Annotated in this window: 21 protein-coding genes; 11 read left to right on the top strand and 10 right to left on the bottom strand. The window is 29.4% G+C overall.

Annotation, left to right across the window (positions count from 1 at the left end; translation table 11 throughout):
* The first annotated feature begins 39 nt into the window (after positions 1 to 39).
* From ACQ629_RS00845 to ACQ629_RS00830, 4 genes are all read left to right on the top strand, one after another.
* Positions 40 to 606 (top strand): RNA polymerase sigma factor, encoded by a 567-nt coding sequence (locus ACQ629_RS00845; protein WP_483706024.1) that lies wholly within the window; start codon positions 40 to 42, stop codon positions 604 to 606.
* Positions 596 to 1,126 (top strand): hypothetical protein, encoded by a 531-nt coding sequence (locus tag ACQ629_RS00840; RefSeq protein WP_483706022.1) that lies wholly within the window; start codon positions 596 to 598, stop codon positions 1,124 to 1,126. Before ACQ629_RS00845 ends, ACQ629_RS00840 begins: the two co-directional genes overlap by 11 nt.
* Complete coding sequence (locus ACQ629_RS00835; RefSeq protein WP_483706020.1) at positions 1,113 to 2,180, top strand: hypothetical protein; 1,068 nt, start codon at positions 1,113 to 1,115, stop codon at positions 2,178 to 2,180. The genes ACQ629_RS00840 and ACQ629_RS00835 overlap by 14 nt, the downstream gene beginning before the upstream one ends.
* A gap of 97 nt (positions 2,181 to 2,277) precedes the next feature.
* Positions 2,278 to 3,006 (top strand): head GIN domain-containing protein, encoded by a 729-nt coding sequence (locus ACQ629_RS00830; protein ID WP_483706018.1) that lies wholly within the window; start codon positions 2,278 to 2,280, stop codon positions 3,004 to 3,006.
* Between the two features lie 37 nt (positions 3,007 to 3,043).
* Here ACQ629_RS00830 and ACQ629_RS00825 read toward each other — a convergent pair whose 3' ends face one another.
* Together ACQ629_RS00825 and ACQ629_RS00820 are read right to left on the bottom strand one after the other, a co-directional pair.
* A complete protein-coding gene (locus tag ACQ629_RS00825; protein WP_483706016.1) occupies positions 3,044 to 3,619 on the bottom strand; it encodes a lysoplasmalogenase family protein in 576 nt (191 codons plus the stop codon).
* A gap of 234 nt (positions 3,620 to 3,853) precedes the next feature.
* Complete coding sequence (locus ACQ629_RS00820; protein ID WP_483706014.1) at positions 3,854 to 6,493, bottom strand: valine--tRNA ligase; 2,640 nt, start codon at positions 6,491 to 6,493, stop codon at positions 3,854 to 3,856.
* 185 nt (positions 6,494 to 6,678) lie between these two features.
* Between ACQ629_RS00820 and ACQ629_RS00815 the strand changes: the two genes are divergently transcribed.
* Entirely contained in the window at positions 6,679 to 7,086 is a 408-nt protein-coding gene (locus tag ACQ629_RS00815; RefSeq protein ID WP_483706012.1) for a DUF1573 domain-containing protein, read from the top strand.
* A 51-nt stretch (positions 7,087 to 7,137) separates the two neighbouring features.
* On the opposite strand, the gene ACQ629_RS00810 is transcribed toward ACQ629_RS00815, so the two are convergent.
* Positions 7,138 to 8,475 (bottom strand): retropepsin-like aspartic protease, encoded by a 1,338-nt coding sequence (locus tag ACQ629_RS00810; protein ID WP_483706010.1) that lies wholly within the window; start codon positions 8,473 to 8,475, stop codon positions 7,138 to 7,140.
* 158 nt (positions 8,476 to 8,633) lie between these two features.
* On the opposite strand from ACQ629_RS00810, the gene ACQ629_RS00805 reads away from it, so the two are divergent.
* Both ACQ629_RS00805 and murB read left to right on the top strand, forming a co-directional pair.
* Entirely contained in the window at positions 8,634 to 9,824 is a 1,191-nt protein-coding gene (locus ACQ629_RS00805) for a pyridoxal phosphate-dependent aminotransferase (protein ID WP_483706008.1), read from the top strand.
* Between the two features lie 4 nt (positions 9,825 to 9,828).
* Positions 9,829 to 10,836, top strand: coding sequence for a UDP-N-acetylmuramate dehydrogenase (gene murB / locus ACQ629_RS00800; protein WP_483706006.1), 1,008 nt, complete (start codon positions 9,829 to 9,831; stop codon positions 10,834 to 10,836).
* On the opposite strand, the gene ACQ629_RS00795 is transcribed toward murB, so the two are convergent.
* Genes ACQ629_RS00795 through ACQ629_RS00775 form a run of 5 tightly spaced genes read right to left on the bottom strand, consistent with a single transcriptional unit; the run spans position 10,833 to position 14,098 of the window.
* On the bottom strand, positions 10,833 to 11,522 hold the full coding sequence (locus ACQ629_RS00795; RefSeq protein ID WP_483706004.1) for an SCO family protein: 690 nt from the start codon (positions 11,520 to 11,522) through the stop codon (positions 10,833 to 10,835). The genes murB and ACQ629_RS00795 overlap by 4 nt on opposite strands.
* On the bottom strand, positions 11,506 to 12,114 hold the full coding sequence (locus ACQ629_RS00790) for a toxin-antitoxin system YwqK family antitoxin (protein ID WP_483706002.1): 609 nt from the start codon (positions 12,112 to 12,114) through the stop codon (positions 11,506 to 11,508). Before ACQ629_RS00790 ends, ACQ629_RS00795 begins: the two co-directional genes overlap by 17 nt.
* A gap of 4 nt (positions 12,115 to 12,118) precedes the next feature.
* Positions 12,119 to 12,892 (bottom strand): YHYH protein, encoded by a 774-nt coding sequence (locus ACQ629_RS00785; RefSeq protein WP_483706000.1) that lies wholly within the window; start codon positions 12,890 to 12,892, stop codon positions 12,119 to 12,121.
* Between the two features lie 29 nt (positions 12,893 to 12,921).
* Positions 12,922 to 13,803 carry a sulfatase-like hydrolase/transferase gene (locus tag ACQ629_RS00780; RefSeq protein ID WP_483705998.1) on the bottom strand — a complete coding sequence of 294 codons (882 nt, stop codon included), beginning with the start codon at positions 13,801 to 13,803 and terminating at the stop codon, positions 12,922 to 12,924.
* Complete coding sequence (locus ACQ629_RS00775) at positions 13,694 to 14,098, bottom strand: sulfatase-like hydrolase/transferase (protein WP_483705996.1); 405 nt, start codon at positions 14,096 to 14,098, stop codon at positions 13,694 to 13,696. The genes ACQ629_RS00780 and ACQ629_RS00775 overlap by 110 nt, the downstream gene beginning before the upstream one ends.
* Before the next feature lie 186 nt (positions 14,099 to 14,284).
* Between ACQ629_RS00775 and ACQ629_RS00770 the strand changes: the two genes are divergently transcribed.
* The 4 genes from ACQ629_RS00770 to lipA all read left to right on the top strand — a co-directional run bounded on the left by ACQ629_RS00770 (position 14,285) and on the right by lipA (position 17,380).
* Positions 14,285 to 14,491, top strand: a complete 207-nt coding sequence (locus tag ACQ629_RS00770) for a membrane or secreted protein (RefSeq protein WP_483705994.1) — start codon at positions 14,285 to 14,287, stop codon at positions 14,489 to 14,491.
* A 108-nt stretch (positions 14,492 to 14,599) separates the two neighbouring features.
* Entirely contained in the window at positions 14,600 to 15,163 is a 564-nt protein-coding gene (locus tag ACQ629_RS00765; protein ID WP_483705992.1) for an RNA polymerase sigma factor, read from the top strand.
* A gap of 86 nt (positions 15,164 to 15,249) precedes the next feature.
* On the top strand, positions 15,250 to 16,470 hold the full coding sequence (locus ACQ629_RS00760; RefSeq protein ID WP_483705990.1) for an Nramp family divalent metal transporter: 1,221 nt from the start codon (positions 15,250 to 15,252) through the stop codon (positions 16,468 to 16,470).
* A gap of 40 nt (positions 16,471 to 16,510) precedes the next feature.
* The gene (gene lipA / locus ACQ629_RS00755; RefSeq protein ID WP_483705988.1) at positions 16,511 to 17,380 is read left to right on the top strand and encodes a lipoyl synthase; all 870 of its coding nucleotides are present in this window, start codon (positions 16,511 to 16,513) and stop codon (positions 17,378 to 17,380) included.
* A gap of 583 nt (positions 17,381 to 17,963) precedes the next feature.
* Here lipA and ACQ629_RS00750 read toward each other — a convergent pair.
* Positions 17,964 to 19,325, bottom strand: a complete 1,362-nt coding sequence (locus ACQ629_RS00750) for a pyridoxal-phosphate dependent enzyme (protein ID WP_483705986.1) — start codon at positions 19,323 to 19,325, stop codon at positions 17,964 to 17,966.
* A 529-nt stretch (positions 19,326 to 19,854) separates the two neighbouring features.
* Positions 19,855 to 21,090, bottom strand: coding sequence for an ABC transporter permease (locus ACQ629_RS00745; RefSeq protein WP_483705984.1), 1,236 nt, complete (start codon positions 21,088 to 21,090; stop codon positions 19,855 to 19,857).
* Between the last annotated feature and the right edge of the window lie 87 nt (positions 21,091 to 21,177).

Here is a 21,177-nt window from a genome sequence, read left to right as displayed (position 1 = left end):
ATTCAAAAACCAAATTGTCTCTAGTATAGAATGATTTCTTTGGAGTCTAAAAAAACACATATCAACCAACTAATCGAACGCTGTAAAAAAAATGATGGCGCTGCGCAAATGCAAGTGTACAATGCCTATTATAAAGCAATGTATAACAGTGCATATCGTATTTTAAAAGACGAATTTGAAGCTGAAGACTTAATTCAAGAAGCTTTTTTAACCGCTTTTACTAAATTAAATACTTTTAAAGGTGAAGTTGCTTTTGGTGCTTGGTTGAAAAGAATTGTAGTAAATAAAAGCCTTACGCAATTAAAGAAAAATAATAGGTACGAAGAAGTTAAGATGGATGTTATTCCTAATTACGAAATTGAAGAAACACCTATTAATTACAATTCTTTAAACGTAAAACAAGTAATGGAAAGTTTACAAAATTTAAAAGAAAATTACCGAATTGTATTAACTTTAAATTTAATAGAAGGTTATGATTATGAAGAAATTTCGGAAATATTAAACTATACAAACGAAAATGTACGTACAACAATATCAAGAGCAAAAAAGAAATTAAAGCAGGTATTACTCGTCAACACTAATAAAAAACAAATATATGGAGGATAAACTGCATCAGTTTTTTGATGAGAATGATTTCGATATATTCGAACCCCATTCTGGTCATTCAGATCGTTTTCAAAGAAAACTTAATTCGAAAAAACAACAGCAAAAACCAACTATTTTCTGGATAAGCATTGCGGCATCTATCGTACTTGTCTTAGGGTTTTACCTTGGTAATAATCAACAAAACAACAGTTATGATCTTGCTGATGTTTCTCCTAAAATGGCTGAAGCGCAAAGTTTTTTTGTTTCAACAATAAATCAAGAATTAAAAGAATTAGAGCAGTATAGAAATATTGAAACTGAAACAATTATTGAAGATTCTTTAAATGAAATTGAAGAACTAGAAGATCATTATAAATCACTTATTAGTGAATTAACTAAGAATGAAAATAAGCGTCAGGTTATTCAAAAAATGATTGGTAATTACCAACAAAGGTTAAATGTATTAGAAAGGCTCTTATTACAATTAGAGCACCAAAAAAATCCCGCAAAACTAGAACTCATAGATGATGAAATTATATAAACTTATATTCCTTTTTATACTGTTACCAACTGTAATGTTGGCCAATGATAAAAAAAAACACGAAAAAAGTAAAACGATTAGCAAAGATTTTATCGTTACTAAAAATGCAACCTTATATATTAACAATAAGTATGGTAACGTAAACGTAACTACATGGAGTGAAAATCGTATTGAAATTGAGGTTAAAATAACAGTAAAAGGAAATGATTTAAATAACGTTGATAAAAAACTTAACTCAATAAACGTTTTTTTTGAAGCTACTAAAAACTTAGTAGAAGCACGTACTAAAATCGAAAGCACTAAATCTAATTGGTTGTGGGGGGGTAATGATAATATTAATTATAAAATTAATTATTTTGTAAAAATGCCTATAACTAATAATGCTGATTTAAATAATAAATATGGCACTATTGAATTAGATAAACTGATAGGAAAAGCTAACATAAATTGTGATTATGGAAACATAAATGTTGATCAATTATTAAATGATTCAAATTCTATTAACCTTGATTATTGTGGAGGTTCTGAAATTAATTTTATGAAATCTGGTAGCATTAATATTGATTACTCAAAACTAATTGTTGAAAAATCAGAATCTTTAAATGTTAATGCTGATTATTCAACAGTAAAAATAGGAGATATTGATAACCTAAACTTTAATAGTGATTATGGAAGTATTTCGGTAAATGATGTTAAAAATATTCAGGGTAGTTCTGATTATGCTGGTGTAAAAATCAAAACATTAAGAAAAAAACTTAAAATTAATACAGAGTTTGGGGGTATTAAAGTTGAGAATATAATGAAAGACTTTGAAGAAATTATAATCGACGCTAGTTACGCAGGCATTAAATTAGGCACAAACAACAATATTAATTTTAAATTCACCATCGATTTAGGGTATGCTGGGTTTAATTATCCTGAAAACAAAGTAGAACTATATAAAAGTATTAAAAAAAATACTTCAAAATACTATGAAGGTGTTTATGGCAAAGGTAACGCTAACGCTACCATTGTTATAAAATCTAAATATGGAAGTGTTTCTTTTAAAGATTAAATAATTAAAAACATTATTTATACTCTGAAAAAAACTCTTCTTAGATATATTTATCTACAAGAATAAAATAAACAACACTAACTTTAAAACAAACAACATGAAAAAACAACTTATAACAAGTCTGATAATTTTCCTTTCTCTTACCATAAACGCACAAAGTTGGTGGAACTCTAAAAAAATTAGAGGTAATGGAAATGTTATCACAAAAACCAGGTCAATTAATCAATTTGATAAAGTTTTCGTTGGTGGTTCTTTTGAGGTTAATCTAGTAGCCGGAACAGAAGGTAAAATTACTATTGAAGGAGAAGAAAACTTACTTCCTTATATTGAAACAATCGTAAATAACGGCAAGCTGAAAGTTCAATTTAAAGAAAATATAAATATCAGAACAACCAAGCGTTTAATTATTACTATTCCTTTTAAAGATATTAATGTTATTTCTTTAGGTGGTTCTGGTAATATAAATGTTAAAAAACGTATTAAATCTGATGAAGTAGCTTTTAACATAGGTGGTTCAGGGAATATCATTGCAAATGTTGATGCAAATACAATAAAGACATCAATTGGTGGTTCAGGAAATATTAAATTAAAAGGGAATACCGATAATTTTAAATGCTCTATTGCTGGGTCTGGCAGCGTAAAAGCTTACGAATTAGACACAAACAGCTTAAAAGCAAGTATTGCCGGCTCTGGAAGTGTGCAAACAACTGTGTCTACTAAAATAAAAGCCAGTATTGTTGGTTCTGGTAGCGTTTATTATAAAGGTAGACCTAAAAAAATTGACACAAGCTCTATAGGTTCTGGTGATGTGATTGATAAAAATTAATTTTACAACACGGTATATTATTGGTTTTTCAACATATTTATTTTGACATAAGAGAATATTTTTTTTGATTAATCATTGCAATACAGATTAAATAACGTGCCACATAATACATCACCGTATATAGAATTACATAATATAATCGATAATCTAAATATTTATTAAACACTATTATAAAATCTGCAATAGTAATTAAAAAAATACCTAGCATAAAATATAAATTATCTCTTGTCATTTTATTTAAATACTTATAAAAAGATAAGCCTATAACCGTTAAATTTAAAAAACAAACTATGAAAACAGATATCAGTACATTTTCAATAAAAAGTGAGAGCAGGTAAGACAATAAAACAAACAATAATACACAGGGTATTAAGTAAAACAAAGCAGGCTTTAACTTTACATTTAATATTGTTTTTTTTAATATAATTAAATATGTGAATCTTGTAAACACTACAAATAATACTCCCCCTCTTAAAAATTCTTGCTCAAATATTATTAATGTATCTGCAATAATACAATACATTAATAATAACAAATACCAATAATTAATTTTAGAGGTATATGTCAAATACATAAAAGCAATTAGTACCACTGTAAATATTTTAAAAATCATTTCAATAATTGATTCATTATTATCTATAAATAATAATGATAATACACAGACTAAAAAATAAATACCGTTATATATTTTAAATGAAGAGGAGTTCATAAAATGTATTTTTAAGCCTCTTAAAGATAAAAAAATAATTTGAATTCTGTGTTATAAAATTATATGCTGCTTAAAAATAAAAAAATCTGCTGTAAGCTTACAGCAGATTTTTTTATAGTCAATAAATTAAATATGGTATTATTTTAAACTAGCCAAACTTGCTTTAATCGTTTTTATTTTCGCTAATGAATCCGATTCTTTTTTACGTTCTACAACAATTACCTGCTCTGGCGCATTACTCACAAAACGCTCATTAGATAATTTTTTCTGAACTCCAAATAAAAATCCTTCAGCTCTTTTTAACTCAGCTTTTAACTTAATTATTTCAGCCTCTACATCAATATTCTCTAAAGATATCGGCACAAAATATTCATTCGATTTTACCCTAAATGAAGCAGCTCCTTCAACTTTATCAGTTACATAATTAATTATAGAAGCGTTTGTTAACTTCTGTATTATTGCATCAAAATCAGTAGTATATTTTTCATTATTTACAACCGATAATTCTACAGCTTCTTTAAACGAAATATTTTTATCTTTTCTTATCGTTCTAATTCCCGAAATAATTTCTGTTGCAAAATCAAAATTCTGAACTAAATCTTCATTTACAGTTTCTAACTTCGGATATAAAGCAATTACTAAAGCCTCTTCTGGAGTTCTTTCTGTAATATGTTGCCAAATTTCTTCTGTTAAAAATGGCATAAACGGATGTAATATTTTCAGGTTATTTTCTAATATCTGTATTACTTCATTATAAGTTTTAGCATCAATTGGTTGTTGATAACCTGGTTTTACGATTTCTAATAACCATGAAGAAAAATCATCTGTAATTAGTTTATAAATAGCCATTAATGCATCCGACAAACGGTACTTAGAAAAATGATCTTCTATTTCTACTAATGCTTTTTGAAACTTAGCTTCGTACCATTCTAAACCTATTTTGGCAGTTTCTGGTTGCGCTAAACTAGCATCTATTTCCCAACCTTTTATCAAACGGAAAGTATTCCAAATTTTATTAGAAAACCCTTTTCCTTGCTGACATAAGTCTTCATCAAACATTAAATCGTTACCAGCAGCAGAACTTAATAATAAACCTACTCTTACTCCGTCGGCTCCGTACTCTTCAATCAACTTTAAAGCATCAGGTGAATTTCCTAATGATTTAGACATTTTTCGACGTTGTTTATCACGTACTAAACCTGTTAGATAAACATTCTCAAACGGACGCTCATCTTTATATTCATAACCTGCAACAATCATACGTGCAACCCAGAAAAATAAAATATCTGGCCCCGTAACTAAATCGTTTGTTGGATAGTAATATTTAATTTCTTCATTTTCTGGATTATTAATTCCGTCAAAAACACTCATTGGCCATAACCAAGAAGAAAACCAAGTGTCTAAAGCATCTTCATCTTGTCTTAAATCAGACGCTGACAGCGAAGTATTCTTAGTTCTGTCTTGTGCTAATTTTACTGCTTCTTCAATAGTTGTTGCAACTACAAAATCTTCTTTTCCGTCTCCATAGAAATAAGCAGGAATTTGTTGTCCCCACCATAATTGACGTGAAATATTCCAATCACGAACATTTTCCATCCAATGACGATAGGTATTTTCGAATTTCTTCGGATATAAAGTAACCTCACTATCTTCTCCTAAAACAGCTTCAATAGCAGGTTTTGCTAAATCTTCCATCTTTAAAAACCATTGATCTGATAATCTTGGTTCAATAACAGCTTTCGTTCTTTCTGATGTTCCTACTTTATTGGTATGAACTTCAGTTTTCACTAAAATCCCTTTTTCTTCTAACTCTTTTACAACAGCTGTACGCGCTACAAAACGATCTTGTCCTTTATAATGTAATCCGAAAGAATTTAAAGAAGCATCATCATTAAAAATATCAATTACCTCTAATTTATGCTTATCTCCAAGAACTTTATCATTTTCGTCATGTGCAGGTGTCACTTTTAAACAACCTGTACCGAACTCAACATCTACATACTCATCTTCAATAATCGGAATTACTCTTCCGCAAAGCGGAACAATTGCTTTTTTACCTTTTAAATGTGTAAAACGCTCATCGTTTGGATTGATACAAATAGCTGTATCTCCAAAAATAGTTTCAGGACGTGTAGTTGCAATCGTTAATTTATCTTCTGAACCTTCAATTTTATATTCTAAATAATAAAGGTTTCCTTGCTGTTCTATATGAATTACTTCTTCATCAGAAAGTGTTGTTTTAGCTTCAGGGTCCCAATTTACCATTCTATACCCGCGGTAAATCAATCCTTTATTGTATAAATCAACAAAAACTTTAATTACAGATTCAGACAATGCCGGATCCATTGTAAAAGCAGTTCGTTCCCAGTCACATGATGCTCCTAGTTTTTTTAATTGATCTAGAATAATACCTCCATACTCGTTTTTCCATTCCCAAGCATGCGCTAAAAACTCTTCGCGTGTTAAATCGTTTTTATCAATCCCTTGCTCTTTTAACTTGGCTACAACCTTTGCTTCGGTAGCAATAGATGCGTGGTCTGTACCTGGAACCCAACAAGCATTTTTACCTTGTAATCGTGCACGACGGATTAATACATCCTGAATTGTGTTGTTCAACATATGCCCCATATGCAACACTCCGGTAACGTTTGGTGGCGGAATTACAATTGTATATGGCTCTCTATCATCTACTTCAGAATGAAAGTAATTATGCTTCATCCAGTAGTCATACCACTTCCCTTCTACTTCTTTAGAATTATATTTTGATGGAATATTCATCTGTTTTTTATATCTTTATAACCAAATTAGTAAGCTTTGTGCTTTTTGGCATTATTTTTGAAATTCAATTAAGCAAAAATACAACTATCTCTGAGGTACAGAAAATAAGATGTCAATTTTTTTAGAACTAATAAAATAACCCTAAATTTGTGGTGGTTTAAGCCCTTAAATTAAATTTATCAATTATGAAAACAATTTTATCAATTATCGCTGTTTGTTTTATAACATTAACAGTAAGCGCTCAAGAATTTAAATTTGAAACTGAAACTATAGACTACGGTAAAGTAGGTCTTGGTTCGGAAGGAACACGTGTATTTGAATTTACCAACATAGGTGATGCCCCTTTAATTATTAAAGATATAAAGTCTACTTGTGGATGTACAGTTCCTAAAAAACCTGAAGCTCCAATTATGCCAGGACAAAAAGGACAAATTGAGGTTTCTTATGACACTAAAAGAGCTGGAGGTTTTTCTAAAGCTATTACTGTAATCTCTAATGCTAAGAAATCTAGAACAATGCTTAAAATTAAAGGTTTTATTTCTAAAGATGTAGCTCCTGCAAAAGCAAAAACTATGATGAGTGATAGTGAATAATCTATCCTTTTAAATATAAAAAAAGCGTCAATTTTTAAATTGACGCTTTTTTTATATCCTTTTTTCTAACCTGAACTCGAAATTTAAATTAACACCCAATCTTTCTACTTTTATCTTTATTTTCCGATTAGGTTTTGTTTGAAAAATATTCAGAATTTCACTTAGTTCAAACTCATACGCTTTTTTACCGTTTATAGATTTTATAATATCACCTCTTAAAAGGCCTACTATTTCTGCTGGTGAACCTTTAACAACCCTATCAACCTTATACTTAGGCTTAAACCTATAATAATAAGTATTTACAAATGAGATAACATTATTTTTATTTGATTGATTATTCCCATAAGAATCTTTCATTTTCACGCGTCCTTTTTCCTTTACCAGTTCCTGACCATCATAAACTAAATGTAAACCGCTCATATTATAATAAAAACCACCTTTTAATGAAGCATTCTTTTTTAGCATGATTGTCTTATTCGGGTAATCAATCCATATTTTAAATCGTTTTAAAATATTACCTCCTATACTTCCATTTCGTTCCTTAAATAGTCGGGCATTAAAAGTTGATGTAGAGTCTAAGAAAGATACTGTTGGTTTTTCTATTAAAAACTTACCAAAAGAAATATGTGGTATTTTGGTTCTATTCCCATAAATAGTTCCGCTTATACCTTCTCCTAAAATATCTTTAAAATGCTTTATGGGAGTTTTAATAGCTTCTTTAGTGTCTTCAAATAACCATATTGCATCACTCCCTCCAGTATCTATTAATAACTTTACAGCTGTTTCTATATTATTAACAGTATCTATTCTTACTTTAACATCTATATATGGTTTGTTTCTATAAAACTGTAACGGAAAAGCTTCACATTTTTTACATTTTGGTTTTTTGTAAGTTTTCGGGTTAAAAAAAACAATTCTTTTACTATTATAATTAATTTTAACAATAACATCTTTTAATAAGTCATAGCCTATAATACCATGTATAGTCGTCCCCATTTTTGCAGACAAATTAAAAGCATCTTTTAAAATAATATATAATTGCTGATTTGAGCTTAATATATTTTTAACTTTAAAATTATTCCCTTTAGATAACAAAGCCTCTACAGGATCTCCATTTCCAAGACCTCTTATCGAAACTTTTTCAACATTCTTTAAACCAACACTATCTTTTTCTGTCAGGTTAAATAAAATAGTTTTATTAACTCCTGTATCTAAAATAAAAGATAATTTATGGCCGTTAATTTCTAAAGGGATAATAATTAAGTTGTTTATTAATTTAAATGATAATTCTTGTTTGATTTTGTTTTTTCCAAAAAACTGAAACTTATCTTGTGAATAAAGAGAGGTGCAAAAAAAAGAAGCTATAATATAAAGTATATATTTTTTCAAATAGAAACGTATTGATTATTATTTTTTAAATATACAATCTTCAGTTTACAGTTTTACTTTTTTAAGATTTTTTTAACCTCTAACTTTCATAGGCTACAAGTTTATTAAATGAAAAATAATTCGCAAATTTGCCTTTCAAACAACTAATTCTATTTACAATGCCACATATTTCTAAAAAAGGAAGCATTATGCCTCAATCACCAATTCGTAAATTGGTGCCTTTTGCTGAAGCTGCTAAAAAAAACGGAACTAAGGTTTTTCATTTAAACATAGGTCAACCCGATATAAATACACCTCAAGTTGCACTTGATGCTGTTAAAAACAATACTATTAAAGTATTATCGTACGCACGCTCTGAAGGTTCTGAAGAATACAGAACTAAATTAGCTAATTACTATGCTAAAAACGATATACACGTTAAAGCTAATAATATAGTAGCTACCACTGGTGGTTCTGAAGCTTTATTATTTACTATTGGTAGTATTACAGACCCAGGTGATGAAATTATTATTCCTGAACCTTTCTATGCCAATTACAACGGATTCTCTACAGCTTCTGGAGTAACAGTTGTTCCTGTAATTTCTAAAATAGAAAACAACTTTGCTTTACCTGCTATTGATGATTTCGAGAAATTGATTACTTCAAAAACAAAAGCCATTTTAATTTGTAATCCAGGAAACCCTACAGGATACTTATATAGCAAAGAGGAAATCGAAAAATTAAAACAAATTGTTTTAAAACACGATTTGTTTTTAATTGCTGATGAAGTATATCGTGAGTTTACGTATGATGGTGTAAAACATAACTCGATAATGTCTTTAGATGGCTTAGAGCAAAATGCTATTATGATCGATTCTGTTTCTAAACGTTACAGCATGTGTGGAGCAAGAATTGGTTGCATCGTTTCTAAAAACGAAGAGTTTATTAACACCGCTATTAAATTTGCTCAGGCACGTTTAAGTCCACCAACTTATGCTTTATTAGCTAGTGAAGCGGCTTTAGAAACTCCACAAATTTATTTTGATGAAGTTATTGAAGAATATCAAGATCGTAGAAATACTTTAATTTATGAACTTCAAAAAATCGACGGAGTAAAAGTTGCCAATCCTAAAGGTGCGTTTTACTGTGTTGCTGAATTACCTGTAGCTGATACTGATAAGTTTTCACAATGGTTATTAGAAGATTTTAATCATAATAACGAAACCATTATGGTAGCGCCTGCAAGCGGATTTTATTCTACCAAAGGAGAAGGTAAAAACCAAGTTCGTATCGCTTATGTATTAAATAAAACAGATTTAAAACGGTCAGTAGAAATTTTAAAAATTGCTTTAGAGCAATACAATAAATAGTTTATTGAATATTCAAGAAAACATATCTTTAAAAGAATACAATACGTTTGGTATTAATGCAAATGCCAAACGTTTTGTTTCTATCGATTCTCTTTACAATTTACAACAGCTTTTAAATACTGAAAAAGATGTTTTTTTAATTTCTGGCGGAAGTAATATGTTGCTTACTAAAGATATTGATAAACTCGTTGTACATATTAATATGAAAGGAATTTCTATTGATAGAGAAAACAACAATGATGTTTACCTAACAGTAAATGCTGGTGAAAATTGGCATGATTTTGTATTGTGGTGTGTTTCTCAAAATTATGGAGGCCTTGAAAACTTATCCCTAATTCCTGGTAATGTAGGTACTTGCCCTATTCAAAATATTGGCGCATACGGCGTAGAAGTAAAAGATACAATTACGCGTGTAGAAGCTGTTGAAATACAAACAGGAAAATTAATTGAGTTTTCGAATATTGAATGTGAATTTGGGTATCGAAATTCTATTTTTAAAAACAGCCAAAAAGGAAAATACATTATTACTGCAGTGAGTTTTAAACTTACAAAAAACGAGCATAATCTTAATTTTTCTTACGGTGCTATTGAAGCTGAATTAGCTTTAAACAATATTAAAACCCCTACAATAAAAAATATTTCTGACGCAATAATAAAAATTCGTCAAAGTAAATTACCTGACCCTAAAAAAATTGGAAACAGCGGAAGTTTTTTTAAAAACCCTGTAATTTCTAAAGCTGATTTTGAAAAACTTCAAAAAGAATTTTCTACAATACCTAGTTACATTATTTCTGAATCTGAAATAAAAGTCCCTGCTGGTTGGTTAATTGAACAATGCGGATTTAAAGGCAAACGTTTTGGTGATTACGGCGTACATGAAAAACAAGCCCTAGTACTTGTTAATTATGGAAAAGCAACTGGTAAAGAGATTTATGAATTAGCTCAAAAAATACAACAAACTGTTTTAAATACTTTTAATATAATTTTAGAAATTGAAGTAAACGTAATTTAACTTTCTTTTTTTAATATTTCAATGTGTCTTATTAACCTCTTTGTTTCTAAAGCTAAAGTTCCGTTATAAACACCTCGTATTCTTCCTTTTTTATCAACCAATATAAAATTTTCGGTATGAATAAAAGCATCTTCATTTTGTGTTTTCTCGAAATCTTCATCTGCAAAATACCCTTTTCTTGCTAAGTTATAAATATGTTTTTTACCTCCTGTTACTAAATTCCATTTACCAGAGACAATCTCATTATCTAAAGCATATTTTTTTAAAACAGAAACAGAATCTTTAATTGGCATAACAGTGTGTGACAACAACAAAATGGCTGAATCATTTTTATATTTTTCTTGAAGTTTACTCATGTTTTTTTCAAGAACTGGACAAATACCAGGGCATGTTGCAAAGAAAAAATCTGCTACATAAATTTTACCCTCGTAGTTTTTGTTTGTTATTATTTTTCCTTCTTGATTTATTAAACTAAAATCAGGAACTGTATGTATGTTATTATATTCTGAAGAACTTTCAGTTATCCATTCTGGTGTAAATTCTGCCGAGTTAAAAAAAGGCAATGTTGTTTCTTTATGTACTTTATTTTCTGTTTTACAAGAAGTAAAAATTAGCGTAAAGATTACTAAGATAAAGATTGCTTCGTTTCCCTCGAAATGACTTGTTTTTTTATTTAAATTCTTCATTTTTTGTATGTATTGTATAACATTTCTTTAATCCTATCAATCCAAATCGTTCACTTTCTTTGGTTACAAAATTTGCTTTTATTTTTCCGTTTGGTTGCCACATTTTCTGGCTTCCTTCCTCCTTACCTACCTTAAAATGAAATTCTTTTAATAAGTTTCCGTTTTTATACCATTCGTTAACTTTACCGTTATATAATCCTTTCGTATTAAAATGATATTCAAACATAGGTTTTCCGTTATCAAACCAACCTTTATGAATTCCTGTCTTTAATCCATTTGTATAAAAACGTTTGAACCATTTATTTCCGTTCACATACCATCCTTTAAAAACACCTTGTTTTTTTCCTTCATAATATGTAGCTGTCGATTTTAATTTTCCTTTTGAATAATATTCATCAACGGTTCCTGAATAAGGTTTTTCATCAAAAAGTAAAACTCCATTTTTAAGTTTAAAAGCAGTGTTATTTATATTTTTTTTTATAAACGGAATTGTTACCTCATTTATTAATGGAGTTTCATCTTGCTTTTCATTTTTAAGATTACAAGAAACTAAAACGAATATGGTAATTGTATAAAATATAGAATTTCTCAAGAAATTATCTTGTTACATTTCCTGCTGTCCCATAAAAACCGCTTCCATTTAAATAAGGGTCTTCGTTTGTAATGTGGTAATGATATATTCCATTAGGAAAATCTACCGTTGCAGAAGTATGACCATGGTAATCGTCTAAATCATCATTTGTAATTGTTTTACCATCTTCTAAAGAACCATATACAGGAAATCCGTCTGAAAGTAAACCTAAAAAAGCATCTTCACCAAAAGTATCCGTTAAGAAAGTAGGTTTAATATGGTAATGATATTGTGTACCTGCGGGATGCCCTAAATACTGATCAAAAGAATTTATCTCTCCTGTTAAAGGAGCTCCTCCTGCTGCATATTGATTAAAAAACACTACTCCATTTCTTGATATACCAATTGGTCCCATTGGTGTTGCTGCTTTATTTGTAGCTTCTTTAGGGTTTAAAGGCATTGTAAACGTAATGTTTTGTTCTCCAATTGATCCTGTATTTTTATTCCAACTACCATTTGTTCCGTTATAAACTTCATACAATGCATTTCCGGTATCCCAATACGGACTTTTATGGTTTGGCAAATCAGTTGTTGTAAATGTTACTGTAGTACCCGAAACTGAATACGAAACAGCAGCTATACCATCAAATTTTGATAAAATTGATGTAATATCATAATTAGTTACTCCTGAAGTGCTATCACCTAAATCTTCTACTGTATCGTTAGAACCACAAGCATAAAGTACACTTGATATCGTTATTAACAATACGATTATTTTAATTGATTGAATTTTTCTCATATATATCGTTTTAAAAATTACTATTTATTTTACTCTCTCAAGTTATTCACTTTTGTTATTAACTCTTCTTTTATAGTAGCATCACTACTACTTAATGGCAATTGATTTTGATTTAATAAGTTTGGATTTTCTAAAGAGTTTAAACTTAAATTATACAAGGCTTCTGTACCGTCTGAAAATTTAATATACTTATGGGTTGCATTTCTAATTGTGTAATTTACAGTTCCGTTGTCTTCACCTATTTCTGTATAAGTATATTCTCTAAAATTAGAATTAGCTTCCGTAAATAATTCTTTAAAACTTTTACTATCGTTTACTTCAGTTGTACCAGTACCTGCTATATCAGAAATTGTAGCAAATAAATCAGTTGTATTTAACAAAGCATCTTCTGATTGATTAAATCTATTTATATTTTTACCAGATACAATCATTGGTACATTTACACCTCCTTGATATACACTTCCTTTTGCTCGCTGACTACTATATTCTTGAACTACTTGATTAGGTGTGCCGTTATCTCCAATAAAAATAATAACAGTATTATCTTTCTCTTCTTGAGTCATTGAATTCAATAATCTTCCTACTTCAGTGTCCATTGCTTCTAACATAGCCATATAATACGGTTGTGGATTTGCATCAATACTTGCCTGATCTGATGGTAATGATTGTGTGTGCAAATTTGCAGGAGGTAAATGAAAAGGACTATGCGGTGCATTATAAGCCAACCATAAGAACCAAGGTTTTTCCTGTTCATCTATCCAATCTATAGCTAAATCAGTAAATTTAGTAGTTGTATACTCACTAGAATTTGTTGTTTGTCCGTTTGCTGTAAAATTCCAATTTGTGTACGATTGTACTCCTCCACTTAATAAACCAGCATAATACCCTACTCCCATTTGTTCTAAAACCATATTTACCTGTTAAAATACTTGATCTTGTTGGTGTACATGTTGGGTACGACCATAAATTATTAAATTTAATTCCATTATTAATCATACTTTGAAGGTTTGGCATTATAGGTTTTATACTACCTACATTATAACCAGGGGTTGCATCAAGTCCCATATCATCAGCTATAATTAATAAAATATTTGGCTTATTATTTATTGAGTCAACAAGCTCATCTACTTCATTAACAACATCTTTATCGCATGAAATAAATAAAACTATAATAATTAAAATAAAACTCGAGATAGTTAACTTCATAAATTTGGTTTGTTATTAAGACTATGGAAAGTTTAAATGGTTTAAAATTGATTTTTTTTTTATAAATCAACTACCTTAAAGAAAATTATATTATGAAATTAGAAAAAATCAATCTACATAATTCTATGACAAATTAATTTCTTAAAAAAGTAAGTTCGTATCTTTGCATTATTAAATTAGAGAAAAATGAAACTATTTTTGGTTACTATCGGTTTATTAGCTCTTGCTTTTGCAGGAATCGCTATAAAAATTTGGGCAAAAAAAGATGGTGAGTTTGCTGGTACTTGTGCTAGTCAAAACCCTATGTTAAATGAAAACGGTGAAGCATGTGGATTTTGCGGAAAAACACCAGATCAGTTTGATACTTGTGCTGAGCCTGATCACATAGATTAAATAAATTATTCTACTATTGTCCTTACAGCTTTTTCAGCTAGAACATAACAATTGTTTACTGATGCGCCTAAATCATTATATTTATAAAATACAATTTCTATATATAAATTGGGAATAAATAAAGAAAAAACACTTAAAAACATTCAGTTAGCTAAAGAAGGTAATCAAGTTTCTTTTAATTTTTTGTTAGATACTTACTGGAGTTATGTGTATCAATTTCAATTGTCAAAAATTAAAAATGACAATGATGCTGAAGATATAACTATTCGTACTTTTTCTAAAGCTTTTGATAAAATTAACACATTTAAAGAAGAGTATGAATTTAAAACTTGGCTAATAACCATTTCTAAAAATGTATATATTGATTTTTTAAGAAAGAAAAAATCATCTCTTTTAATAGAAACAACTAAAGAGCAAGAAGCAGCTGCTTTTCGAATTATAGACAATGCTCCTTCTCCTGAAGATAAAATTATTACCGAACAGAATTTAGCGAAGCTTTTAAGAGATATTAAAAAGTTAAAGCCAAAATATCAAGAAGTTATAAATTTGCGTTTTTTTCAAGAACTTAGTTATAAAGAAATCTCTGATAAAATAGGCGAACCTATAAATAATGTCAAGGTTAAATTACTGAGAGCTAAAAAATTATTAGCTGAAATAATAAAGAAATCTTAACTTACCATGATTTTAGTTTTCAAATTATATAAAAGATATAATCTCTACTAAAAGATTTTTACCCCAAATATCCCCATCATCTTTACATGAAAAAATCTATTTTAAACACACTTGGACCAGGGTTTTTATTTGCTGGTGCAGCTATAGGTGTGTCTCACTTAGTGCAATCAACAAGAGCTGGTGCCGATTTTGGTTTTGGATTACTTTGGGCATTGTTAATTGTAAACATTTTTAAATACCCCTTCTTTCAATATGGCCCGCGTTATGCCGCAGCTACAGGAGAAACTCTTTTAGATGGTTATAAAAAATTAGGTAAAAGTGTTTTAATTAGTTATTACATTTTAAATTTTGCTACCATGTTTACCATTCAGGCAGCAGTAACAATTGTAACTGCGAGTTTGGCGTCTACTATTTTTGGTTTTACCAACGATCTTGTAGTATGGTCTGTAATAATAATGATTATTAGTATTGTTATTTTAGGTATCGGTAAATATAAATTACTTGATAATTTAATAAAGTATATTATAGTTATACTAATCATAAGCACCATTATTGCAGTAAACGTAGCTTTATTTAGTACCGAAAAAGGATTTAACTTTCAACAAATAGTACCAAGCGGAACAGCACAAATCACCTTCTTAATTGCTTTTTTAGGATGGATGCCTGCTCCATTAGATATTTCTATTTGGCATTCTTTATGGACTGTAGAAAAAAGTAAAACAACATTTGAGCAAATTAAACCAAAACATGCTATTTTCGATTTTAATGTAGGTTACATTGCAACATTCTTTTTAGGAGTTTGTTTTGTGATGCTTGGCGCATTTGTTATGTATCAATCAGGAGAATCTTTCTCTAGTAAAGGAACTATTTTTGCTTCACAACTAATAAACTTATACACTAAAAATTTAGGTGAATATTCTTATTTATTTATAGGTGTTGCTGCCTTTACAACCATGTTTAGTACCACTTTAACAACTCTAGATGCCTCACCAAGAGCCATGACAAAAACATCAAACCTGTTGTTTGATAAAAAAAACAAACTCAACTACTGGTTTTGGCTACTTTTCTTAGCTGTTGGTACTTTTATCATACTAAAATACTTTTTAGCAGATATGGGATTTTTAGTTAAAATAGCCACTGTTTTATCTTTTTTAACAGCACCTTTTTATGCTATTTTAAATTACATGCTTATTACCAGTAAACACACTCCTAATAAAAATCAACCAAAATTATCTTTACGTATCTTAAGTATTGTTGGAATCATTTTTTTAGTAGGATTTAGTATTTGGTTTTTAGTCAATTTATAACGCTTTTTCTTCGTAAATTTGCTTTTCAATTTTTATTACAATGGCAAACGAATCTGTAACATTACCAGAAAGAGTAAAAAAACCAAAATGGTTACGTGTAAAATTACCTGTAGGTAAGAAATATACGGAATTAAGAAGTTTAGTAGACAAGTATAAATTGAATACAATTTGTGCTAGTGGAAGTTGTCCAAACATGGGAGAATGTTGGGGAGAAGGAACTGCTACTTTTATGATTTTAGGTAATATCTGTACGCGTTCTTGTGGTTTTTGTGGTGTAAAAACCGGTAGACCAGAAACTGTTGAATGGGACGAACCTGAAAAAGTAGCACGCTCAATTAAATTAATGAGTATTAAGCATGCTGTTTTAACATCGGTAGATAGAGACGATTTAAAAGATGGTGGCTCTATTATTTGGGCAGAAACCGTAAATGCTATTCGTAGAGCAAATCCGAATACAACTTTAGAAACATTAATTCCTGATTTTCAAGGAAACGAAAAGCAAATCGATCGAATTATAGAAGTTGCTCCTGAAGTAGTTTCTCATAATGTAGAAACTGTTCGTAGATTAACACGTGAAGTTCGTATACAAGCAAAATACGATAGAAGTTTAGGTGTTTTAAAATATTTAAAAGATAACGGAATGCGTACTAAATCTGGAATTATGCTAGGTTTAGGCGAGACTGAAGAGGAGGTTATTCAAACCATGAAAGATTTACGTGGTGTAGGTTTAGATGTTATTACTATTGGTCAATATTTACAACCAAGTAAAAAACATTTACCTCTTAAGGAATTTATTACACCAGAACAGTTTAAAAAATATGAAACTTTAGGTTTAGAAATGGGCTTTATGTATGTAGAGAGTGGTCCTTTAGTACGTTCTTCTTATAAAGCACACAAACATGCTAGCTAATTTTAATGATTCCTTAACATTTTAACTTTTTAAAGTTAAAAAAATGTCAAATATTTAAAATTTAAAGAATTTACTTAGTTTTATATTTACTTTTGTAGCGTACTTATTAAACAAGTATATGAAAAGAGCCTTGTAAACTGTTTTCATTGTGTAAATTATTTGAATTAATTGATTAATGAAATTCCATTCATACGAATGGAATTTTTGTTTTTATGAATTTTTTATTACAACTATTACTTCCTTTTAGGGAATTTTCTTTTTTATTCAACAACATCTAAGCTAACAACCACAACGCTACTTACTGATAAATCAATATTTAGTTAATTTTATCAACACATCAACACCTTAATATCTACTTTTTAAAGATATCTCAAATATAAAAGACCCAACTGTTAACAAATAATAAAAATAGCATTGTTTAGCTATAAAAATTACGAAAAACACTTTATGGCACAATACTTGTAAAAGAAGATTTGGAAACAGCTTTGTAAACTGTTTTCATTGTGTAAATTATTTGAATTAATTGAAAACAAAAATCCCACTCGTATGAGTGGGATTTTTAATTTTATATAACAACGTAATATTAAATAGCATTTATAATATCGTACTTAGTAATAATATGATGTTTATTGTTTCCTAAATCGACTAATACTGCTTGATTTTCTTTTGTTATTAACTTAGAAACCTCATCTACAGAAGCTGTTAATTTTACAATAGGATACATTGCTCCCATTATTTCTTTTATAGGTGTATCTGCAATTTCTTTATTTTCTATATAAGCATGTAATAAAACTGATTCATCTACAGAACCTACAATACCTTTTGAATCACTTACCGGAATTTGTGATATTTTAAAATCACGCATTCTCTCAATAGCATGAGAAACCAATTCTTCTGTTTGCACAGTTATTAAAGGCTTATCAATATGTGATTGTATTAAATCTTTTGCTGTAGTAACTTCTTTTTCTTCTAAGAAACCACGCTCACGCATCCAATCATCATTAAACATCTTTCCTACATATCTAGTTCCGTGATCGTGAAATATTACAACCACTACATCATCTTTCTTAAAATGATCTTTTAATTGCAACATTCCTTTTATTGCCGAACCTGCTGAGTTACCAACAAAGATTCCTTCTTCTTTTGCTATTTTACGAGTATAAACCGCTGCATCTTTATCTGTAACCTTTGTAAAACCATCGATTACTGAAAAATCTACATTTTTTGGTAATATATCTTCTCCGATTCCTTCAGTGATATACGGATAAATTTCATTCTCATCAAAAACACCTGTTTCATGGTATTTTTTAAATACAGAACCATAAGTATCGATACCCCAAACTTTAACATTCGGATTTTTTTCTTTTAAATATTTAGCTGTCCCAGAAATTGTTCCTCCTGTTCCTACTCCAACCACTAAATGAGTAATTTTACCTTCAGTTTGTTCCCAAATTTCTGGTCCCGTTTGCTCGTAATGTGCTAATGCGTTACTTGGATTGTCATATTGATTTACATACCAAGAGTTAGGCGTTTCTGATCCTAAACGTTTAGAAACCGAATAATACGAACGAGGATCTGTAGGTTCTACATCCGTAGGACAAACAATAACCTCAGCTCCTACTGCACGTAAAATATCCATCTTTTCTTTAGATTGTTTATCTGAAAGCACAAAAATACATTTGTAACCTTTTATAATTGCAGCTAAAGCCAATCCCATACCTGTATTACCTGAAGTTCCTTCAATAATAGTTCCTCCTGGCTTTAAGCGTCCGTCTGCTTCTGCATCTTCAATCATTTTTAACGCCATTCTATCTTTTATAGAGTTTCCTGGGTTAAAGGTTTCTACTTTAGCTAAAACTAAAGCATCTATTTCTTTTGTTACAGAGTTTAACTGAACTAACGGCGTGTTACCTATAGTTTCTAATATGTTTTTTGCGTATTTCATTTCTTAATTTTACAGTTGCAAAGGTAATTTCTTTTTGGGCGTTCCACAAGTGTCGTGCTTTCATTACTCGCTTTTTTTAGTTTTGTTCTCTTTACAAATTTGTTCATTCTTCACAAATTAACTCAAACTAAAAATAAAAAAGAGCTCAAACAGACCATTCAATCACTAACGCAGCGTATTTACTTAGGTTTGTTTATAAATAAGAAATTGTTCTCGATTTTTTTTATTTCACAGTGCTGTAAAAAAACACTCGAACAGACACCTTTCTTTAAAAATTAGTATTTATAAATAATACAAAGTAAAAAGAGTCTTTTTGTTAAGGCATTATATAGTTATCCTACCTATTATCACTTCGAGTAATTTCGATGCAAGAAAAATTGTATCGAGAAGTAATTATCTATAACTTCATAAATATACTTAGCCCCGATTGTAGCATTTGTTTGAACTCCTCGCAGAGAGCGAGTGCGAAAAGCGGGAAACAGCTTCTAAAAAAATATTTAAAAATAAATGCGTCTATTAAAAATCGTTTTTAAGCAAACTTAATGGATTTTGAGGGCTGTATTTTTGTGATGATATAAGACGGAATAATAAGCATTAAGAAACACAGTAAAAGGGTTCCTAGGCTTAATAAAATTATTGCCCAGAAACTAATACTAACTGGTATTGTTGCTACTGAATATGTTTCGGGATCTAGGCTGATAACTTTAAAGTATTTTTGAATTAGTAAAATTGAAATTCCTATTAAATTTCCCCAAAACAATCCTTTTAAAATTAAATAAGAGGCATTGTACAAAAATATTTTCTGAATACTAAAACTAGCGCTTCCTAAGGCTTTTAAAACACCAACCATTTGTACTCTCTCTAATATTAAAACTAACAGCGCTGTTATCATGTTAATACCCGCTATTAAAATCATAATACCGATAATAAACCACACATTATTATCAAAAAGTTTAATCCATTCGAAAATTAAAGGATAATTTTCTACAATCGTTGTGCTATTTAACGTTGATCCTATCGTGCTATATATTTCATTCCCTTTTGCTGTTAGTTGATTAAAATCATCAATTAACACTTCAAATCCGCCAATCTGATCATCACTCCATCTATTAATTTGACGTACTTCTCTAATATCACCAATTAACATTGTTTTATCAAACTGCTCGAAACCTGTATTGTAAATTCCAACAATAATTGGCTTACGCATTTTGTATTTTAACCTACTTTTTTCGGCGCTAAATAAGGTTTGTATGGTGTCGTTTAATTTAAAATGTAACCGGTTTGCAATAGATTCTGATATTAATATTTCTTTATTTCTGTTTTGATTAAAGTTTGGTAATCGCCCTTGGGTTAAATATTCTTTAAAAAAAGTAAAATCATAATCAGAAGAAACACCTTTAAAAACAATTGCCTCAAAATCGGTTGGTGTTCTAATAATACCGCCAACATTACCAAAAACCTGAACATTTTTGATACCGCTTATATTTTTAAATTCAGGGTAAAATTCTTGATTGATACTTATAGGAACTGTAGAAATATCAGAATTATTGGTGTCGTAATTTACTATTTGAATATGACCTTTAAAACCGGTCATTTTATCACTTATTTTATTTTGAAAACCAGCCGCTATTGATACTGCTATTAACATGATAGCAATACCTAAAGTAATAGCAATCGTAGCAATTTTAATTATTGGCGACGAAATACTACTTTTATATTCCTTACCTGCAATGATTCGTTTAGCTATAAATAGTTCGAAATTCAAAAGTTCTCTTTTTTAACGGTATCAAAAGTAATTAATTATAACTTAACTGATATTACGAAACACCTGATTTTAAATTATCTCCTCTTT

The organism is Tenacibaculum sp. SM2510, assembly GCF_057002845.1.
This window is presented reverse-complemented; position numbering and strand designations above follow the sequence as displayed.